The organism is Melaminivora alkalimesophila (assembly GCF_000282995.1).
Taxonomy (GTDB): domain Bacteria; phylum Pseudomonadota; class Gammaproteobacteria; order Burkholderiales; family Burkholderiaceae_C; genus Melaminivora; species Melaminivora alkalimesophila.
On sequence record NZ_ALEE01000251.1, the window covers coordinates 1 to 6,843 of the forward strand.

Sequence of the window (6,843 nt, forward strand, 5' to 3'; positions counted from 1 at the left end):
GCGGGCCCGCCATGGCGCACGAGCGGCTCGGTTTCCCGCTTCACCCACAAGGAGAACTTCATGAAAAAACATCTGCTGGCAGCCGCCATCACCTTGCTCGCCGCAGGCACCGCCTTCGCGCAGGCCGGCGACACCTTAGCCAAGATCAAGTCCTCGGGCGCCATCACCCTGGGCGTGCGCGAATCCTCGGGCCTGGGCTACACCCTGGGCGGCGGCAAGTACGTGGGCTTCCACACGGAGATGGGCGAACGCATCGCCGACGACATCCAGAAGCAGCTCGGCCTGCCGAAGCTGGAGATCAAGTACCAGCCCGTGACCTCCCAGAACCGCATCCCGCTGGTCTCCAACGGCACGGTCGACCTGGAGTGCGGCTCCACCACCAACAACCTGGCGCGACAGAAGGAAGTGGCCTTTGCCGTCACCACCTACGTGGAGGAGGTGCGCATCGCAGTGAACGCCAACTCGGGCATCACCGGCATCAAGGACCTGAACGGCAAGACCATCGTCACCACCACCGGCACCACCTCGGTGCAGACGCTGCGCAAGAACAAGCGCGCCGAGGGCCTGAACTTCAAGGAAGTCATGGGCAAGGACCACGCCGACAGCTTCCTGATGCTGGAGACCGGCCGCGCCGACGCCTTCATCATGGACGGCTCGATCCTGGCGGCCAACATCTCCAAATCCAAGAACCCGCAGGACTTCAAGATCGTCGGCGAGGTGCTGTCGGTCGAGCCCATCGCCTGCATGATGCGCAAGGACGACCCCGCCTTCAAGAAGGCGGTGGACGACTCCATCAAGCGCCAGATCGCCGACGGCTCGCTCGCCAAGCTGTATGACAAGTGGTTCATGCAGCCGATCCCGCCGAACAACGTGAAGATCGGCCTGCCGCTGTCGGAGGCCACCAAGGAGGCCTGGGCCAACCCGAACGACAAGCCCATGGAGTCCTACGAGATCAAGTAAGGCCTGGATCCGGCGCCCACGCCCCTCGCTCCTTCCGGCCGTCACGGCGGGGAGGAAGGGGCGTTTTTCGTTGCCGGCAGCCTGCGGGCCGGCAGCAGGTCTCCAAGAACGTACTTGAAAGGGTGTTCCTATGAACTGGGAATGGCAGGTGTTCTGCCAGGACACCATCACCATGGAGGTGGGGGCGAGCTGCTTTGGCAAGGGCGGCGACGTGACCTACCTGGACTGGATGCTGTCGGCCTGGGGCTGGACCGTGTCCGTGTCCATCCTGTCGCTGGCGATCGCGCTGGTCGTGGGCTCGCTCGTCGGCACGCTGCGCACGCTCGAGGGCCGGCCGTGGGTGGTGCGCCTGGGCAACGCCTGGGTCGAGCTGTTTCGCAACATCCCGCTGCTGGTCCACATCTTCCTGTGGTACCACGTGGTGCCGGCGATCTTCCCGGCGATGAAGTCGCTGCCGGGCTTCGTGCTGGTGGTCTTCGCCCTGGGCTTCTTCACCTCGGCGCGCATCGCCGAGCAGGTGCGCTCGGGCATCCAGGCGCTGCCGCGCGGCCAGCGCTACGCCGGCCTGGCCATGGGCTTCACCACGCTGCAGACCTACCGCTACGTGCTGCTGCCGATGGCCTTTCGCATCATCATCCCGCCGCTGACCAGCGAGACCATGAACGTGTTCAAGAACTCGTCGGTGGCGTTTGCCGTGTCGGTGGCGGAGCTGACCATGTTCGCCATGCAGGCGCAGGAGGAGACGGCGCGCGGCGTGGAGGTGTACCTGGCGGTGACCGGCCTGTACGTCATCTCGGCGTTTGCGATCAACCGTGTCATGGCCTTCATCGAGCGCCGCGTGCGCGTGCCCGGCCTGATCGCGGCCGGCGGGGGAGGGCACTGACATGGTCAATCTGAACATCGACTGGTCGTTCTTCACCTGGGACCTGTTCGCGAACTTCGTCCTGAAGGGGCTGTACTTCAGCGTGGCCCTGACGGTGGTCGCCACCCTCGGGGGCATCGCCCTGGGCACGGTGCTGGCGCTGATGCGGCTGTCGGGGCGCAAGTGGCTGGAGCTGCCGGCGACCGTCTACGTGAATGGCATGCGCTCGATCCCGCTGGTGATGGTGATCCTGTGGTTCTTCCTGGTGGTGCCGATGGTCATCGGCCGGCCCATCGGGGCGGAAGTCTCGGCGGTCATCACCTTCGTGGCGTTCGAAGCGGCGTATTTCTCGGAGATCATGCGGGCCGGCATCCAGTCCATCCCGCGCGGACAGGTCTTCGCCGGCCAGGCGCTGGGGATGACCTACGGCCAGAACATGAAGCTGGTGGTGCTGCCGCAGGCCTTTCGCAACATGCTGCCGGTGCTGCTGACGCAGACCATCATCCTGTTCCAGGACACCTCGCTGGTCTATGCGATCGGCGCCTACGACATGCTCAAGGGCTTCGAGATCGCGGGCAAGAACTACGGGCGGCCCATCGAGGCCTACCTGGCGGCGGCGGTGCTGTATTTCGTGATCTGCTATGCGCTGTCGTGGCTGGTCAAGCGCCTGCACCGCAGGATCGCCATCATCCGCTGAGGAAGGATGCACAAGATGATCGAACTGAAGAACGTCTCCAAGTGGTATGGGAGCTTCCAGGTGCTCAACGGCTGCTCGACGAGCATCGCCAAGGGCGAGGTGGTGGTGGTCTGCGGGCCCTCGGGCTCGGGCAAGTCCACCCTGATCAAGACCATCAACGCCCTGGAGCCCATCCAGCAGGGCGAGATCTGGGTGGATGGCACGGCGGTGCACGACCCGAAGACCAACCTGCCGAAGCTGCGCTCGCGGGTCGGCATGGTGTTCCAGCATTTCGAGCTGTTCCCGCACCTGTCGGTGACGGAGAACCTGACCATCGCGCAGGTGAAGGTGCTGGGGCGCAGCCTGGACGACGCGCGCGCGCGCGGCCTGAAGATGCTCGAGCGCGTGGGCCTGATGGCGCACAAGGACAAGTTCCCGGGGCAGCTCTCGGGTGGTCAGCAGCAGCGGGTGGCGATCGCCCGCGCGCTGTCGATGGATCCGATCGTGATGCTGTTCGACGAGCCGACCTCGGCGCTCGACCCGGAGATGGTCGGCGAGGTGCTGGACGTGATGATGGGGCTGGCGCACGAAGGCATGACCATGATGTGCGTGACGCACGAGATGGGCTTTGCGCGCAAGGTCAGCGACCGGGTGATTTTCATGGACGTGGGCGGGAAGATCCTGGAGGACTGCCCGAAGGACGAGTTCTTCGGCAATCCCGAGGCGCGCCAGCCGCGCACCAAGGACTTCCTGAACAAGATCCTGGCGCACTGAGGCGCGGCTGCGGCCGGGCCGCTGCGGTCCGGCCCTGCCGCCTGTACGGTCGGGCCCGGGGCGTCAGTGCTGCTGCGCCGCGAGGACGGCGCGCGCCACTTCGGCAAAGCCGGCGCCGCGCTCGCCTTGGGTGACATAGCGCGGCAGCTGCGACAGGTGCGGTACGAAGCGGGCAATGTTGGCCACGCCGATGCTGTGGGCGAAGGCGCCGAACATCAGGGCGTCGTTGGTCGAGTCGCCCACGTAGGCCCAGCGGTCCATCTCGGTGTCGAGCGTGCGCCCGAGCAGCTCGCGCACGATCCAGCGCGCGCCCACGAGCTTGTTGTGCTCGCCGTACCAGCCGTTCACGTGGATGCTGCTCACCGTGGCGTGCATGCCCTCGTGGCGCATGGCGAGCACCACCTTGTCGATCTGCGCGTCGGACAGCTGGGTGAATTCGCTGTGGTCGATGGCGATGTCGGTCTCGCGCCCGGCTGAGTCGGTGGCGCGCTGCGCCCCGGGGATGGTGGCCTCGATGTGGGCCAGCACTTGCTGCATGCGCGCGTAGTTGGCGGCGCGCGTAGGTTCGTCCTGCTGGTAGAGCTTGTCCAGGCCCCCGGCGGCGTTGCGCACCAGTGCCACGGCGCCGTTTTCCGCGACGATGGCGTCGATCGGCCAGGCGAGTGCGAAGGGCTCGCTCCAGCCCACCGGCCGGCCGGTGATGGCGATCACGTGCAGCCCGGCCGCCTTCAGGTCGGCCATGGCCTGCAGCGCGTCCGGCGTGATGGCGCCGTCGGTGGTGAGGGTGTCGTCGATGTCGGTGAGGACGCCGGTGACACGCGCCCGCGTGGGCTGCGGCCAGGAGGCAAGAGGCAGGAGGGTCGCAGGTTTCATGTTCATCAGGCCCCCTGCAACGCCAACCCCGCATGCTCGCGCAGCGGATGGAAATGGATCTTCGGAAACCGCTCCTGCGCCAGCCGCACGTCGTACGGCGAGGTGCAAAGGAAGGCCAGCGTGTTTGCCGCGTCGCGCGCCATGCGCATGGGGTAGGCGTTCTCGAACTCGCGCAGCTCGGCCGGGGTGTCGGCCGTGATCCAGCGCGCGCCCGTGTACTGGCAGCCTTCCAGGCGGATGTCGCAGTTGTATTCCGTGTTGAGCCGGTGCTGCACCACTTCGAACTGCAGCTGGCCGACGGCGCCCAGCAGCATGTTGCCGCCGGCCTCGGGCTTGAAGACCTGGATGGCGCCTTCCTCGCCCAGCTGCATCAGGCCCTCGTGCAGCTGCTTGGTGCGCAGCGGGTTCTTCAGCACCACGGTCATGAACATCTCGGGGGCGAAGAAGGGCAGGCCGGTGAACTGCAGGGCCGGGCCGTCGGTGATGGTGTCGCCCAGCTGCACGCCGCCGTGCGTGGTGAAGCCGACGATGTCGCCCGCGTAGGCCTCCTCCACCGCTTCGCGGCGCTGGCTCATGAAGGTGACGACCGAGGTGGGGCGCAGCTCCTTGCCGGTGCGCTGCACGCGCATTTTCATCCCCGGCGTGTACTTGCCCGAGGCGACGCGCACGAAGGCGATGCGGTCGCGGTGGTTGGCGTCCATGTTGGCCTGCACCTTGAAGACCACGCCGGCAAAGCCCGGGTCTTCGGGATGCACCACCTTCTCGACGGGCTGCTTGTTCACGAGCAGCGTGCTCTTGCGCGGCCCCGGGGGCGGTGACATGTCGACCACCGCGTCCAGCACTTCCTTGACGCCGAAGTTGTTCACGCCCGAGCCGAAGAACACGGGCGTGAGCTTGGCGGCGAGAAATTGCTCGTGACTCCATTCGGCGGAGGCGCCCACGGCCAGTTCCATGCTCTCCAGCGCATCGTCGAAAGTCTGGCCGAAGCGCGCGCGCAGCCTGTCGGCTTCGCTCAAGGGGATGACCTCGAAGTCTTCCGGGCGCTTCTCGCTGCCGGGCTGGAAGACGGTCATGCTCTGCGTGCGCAGGTCGATGATGCCGCCGAAGCTCCGGCCCTGGCCCACCGGCCAGGTCATGGGGCAGCAGGGCATACCCAGTTCCCGCTCCACCTCGTCCAGGATATCGAGCGGGTCGCGCACCTCGCGGTCCATCTTGTTGACGAAGGTGATGATGGGCGTGTCCCTCTGGCGGCAGACCTCGATCAGGCGGCGCGTCTGCGTCTCCACGCCGTTGGCCGCGTCGATCACCATCAGGGCCGAATCGACGGCGGTGAGCACGCGGTAGGTGTCCTCGGAGAAATCCTTGTGGCCCGGCGTGTCCAGCAGGTTGATGACGTGGTCGCGGTAGCTCATCTGCATGACCGACGAGGCCACCGAGATGCCGCGCTGCTTCTCGATCTCCATCCAGTCGCTGGTCGCGTGTCGGCTGGCCTTGCGGCCCTTGACGGCGCCGGCGATCTGGATGGCGCCGGAGAACAGCAGCAGTTTTTCCGTCAGCGTGGTCTTGCCCGCGTCGGGGTGGGAGATGATGGCAAAGGTGCGGCGGCGCCGCGTTTCGGAAGCGTAGGACACGTTGCGTGTGGAGGCAGGGTGGGATGCGGCGCGCAGGGATGCAGCACGCGGGGGAGCGGGTGCCGGGCCGGACTGGCCGCGGGCACCAATGCGCAATTCTACGGACCGGCGCTTGTCCGCCGCGCCGCGCGGGCCGTGCCACAGTCACGTCCATGCACCAAGCTTCCACCGCAGCGGCCGCCCGCAGCTGGGTCCAGGCCGGCACCAGCGCCTACCGCCGCATCAGCCTCGCCCTGTTCCTCGCGGGCTTTTCCACCTTCTCGCTGCTGTACTGCGTGCAGCCGGTGCTGCCCGAGTTGGCGGCCCATTTCTCGCTCAGCCCGGCGGGCAGCTCGCTGGCGCTGTCGGTGAGCACCGGCAGCCTGGCGGTGGCGATCTTCGTGGCCGGGGCGCTGTCGCAGGGGCGGGACAAGCGCCGGCTGATGTTCGCCTCGATGGCACTGGCGGCGCTGTGCAACGTGGCGGCGGCGCTGGCGCCGGGCTGGGGGGCGCTGCTGGCGGCGCGGGCGCTGGAGGGCGTGTTGCTGGGCGGCGTGCCGGCGGTGGCCATGGCCTACCTGGCCGAGGAGATCCACCCGCGCGACCTGGGCTTTTCCATGGGGCTGTACATCGGCGGCACGGCCTTCGGCGGCATGGCGGGGCGCATCGGCATGGGCATGCTGGCCGATGCCTGGGGCTGGCGCGTGGCGCTGGCGACGGTGGGCGTGCTCGGGCTGGTGGCGGCGGTGGGCTTCGTGCTGCTGCTGCCGCGCGCTGCGGGCGGCGCGGGCGGGCGCGGCGCGGCGGGGGGCGAGCGCCTTGGGCTGGCGGACCACGGAGCCGCCTGGCGCGCGCACCTGGGCACGCCGGCGCTGCGGATGCTGTTTGCCTCGGCCTTCCTGCTGATGGGCGTGTTCGTGTCGCTGTTCAATTACGTGGGTTTTCGCCTGGCGCTGCCGCCCTACGGGCTGAGCCAGACGCAGATCGGGCTGGTCTTTGGCGCCTACCTGTTCGGCATGGTGGCCTCGCCCGCAGCCGGGGCCCTGGCCGACCGGCGCGGGCGCGCGCCGGTGCTGGCGGGCGGGGGG

At 67.8% G+C, this 6,843-nt stretch carries 7 protein-coding genes; 5 read left to right on the forward strand and 2 right to left on the reverse strand.

What is annotated here, in order from left to right; translation table 11 throughout:
- Positions 1-60 precede the first annotated feature (60 nt).
- The 4 genes from A612_RS04555 (at position 61) to A612_RS04570 (ending at position 3,272) form a co-directional block, all read left to right on the forward strand.
- A complete protein-coding gene (locus A612_RS04555; protein ID WP_040436071.1) occupies positions 61-960 on the forward strand; it encodes an amino acid ABC transporter substrate-binding protein in 900 nt (299 codons plus the stop codon).
- Between the two features lie 130 nt (positions 961-1,090).
- Positions 1,091-1,843: an amino acid ABC transporter permease gene (locus A612_RS04560; RefSeq protein ID WP_019373364.1), complete on the forward strand. Its 753-nt coding sequence runs from the start codon at positions 1,091-1,093 to the stop codon at positions 1,841-1,843.
- 1 nt (position 1,844) lies between these two features.
- Entirely contained in the window at positions 1,845-2,519 is a 675-nt protein-coding gene (locus A612_RS04565; RefSeq protein WP_019373365.1) for an amino acid ABC transporter permease, read from the forward strand.
- A 15-nt stretch (positions 2,520-2,534) separates the two neighbouring features.
- Positions 2,535-3,272 (forward strand): amino acid ABC transporter ATP-binding protein, encoded by a 738-nt coding sequence (locus tag A612_RS04570; RefSeq protein ID WP_040436072.1) that lies wholly within the window; start codon positions 2,535-2,537, stop codon positions 3,270-3,272.
- Between the two features lie 63 nt (positions 3,273-3,335).
- Here the strand turns inward: A612_RS04570 and A612_RS04575 are convergent, their stop codons facing one another.
- Both A612_RS04575 and A612_RS04580 read right to left on the reverse strand, forming a co-directional pair.
- Positions 3,336-4,151, reverse strand: coding sequence for an HAD-IIB family hydrolase (locus A612_RS04575; RefSeq protein ID WP_019373367.1), 816 nt, complete (start codon positions 4,149-4,151; stop codon positions 3,336-3,338).
- The gene (locus tag A612_RS04580) at positions 4,151-5,776 is read right to left on the reverse strand and encodes a peptide chain release factor 3 (protein ID WP_019373368.1); all 1,626 of its coding nucleotides are present in this window, start codon (positions 5,774-5,776) and stop codon (positions 4,151-4,153) included. Before A612_RS04580 ends, A612_RS04575 begins: the two co-directional genes overlap by 1 nt.
- 152 nt (positions 5,777-5,928) lie before the next feature.
- On the opposite strand from A612_RS04580, the gene A612_RS04585 reads away from it, so the two are divergent.
- A partial coding sequence (locus A612_RS04585; protein ID WP_019373369.1) for an MFS transporter occupies positions 5,929-6,843 on the forward strand: 915 nt, incomplete at its 3' end.

Excerpts from the sequence above, each read along its gene's own strand:
- A612_RS04570 (WP_040436072.1), top strand. The coding sequence starts at position 2,535 with ATGATCGAACTGAAGAACGTCTCCAAGTGGTATGGGAGCTTCCAGGTG.
- A612_RS04565 (WP_019373365.1), top strand. The coding sequence starts at position 1,845 with ATGGTCAATCTGAACATCGACTGGTCGTTCTTCACCTGGGACCTGTTC.
- A612_RS04560 (WP_019373364.1), top strand. The coding sequence starts at position 1,091 with ATGAACTGGGAATGGCAGGTGTTCTGCCAGGACACCATCACCATGGAG.
- A612_RS04555 (WP_040436071.1), top strand. The coding sequence starts at position 61 with ATGAAAAAACATCTGCTGGCAGCCGCCATCACCTTGCTCGCCGCAGGC.
- A612_RS04575 (WP_019373367.1), bottom strand. The coding sequence starts at position 4,151 with ATGAACATGAAACCTGCGACCCTCCTGCCTCTTGCCTCCTGGCCGCAG.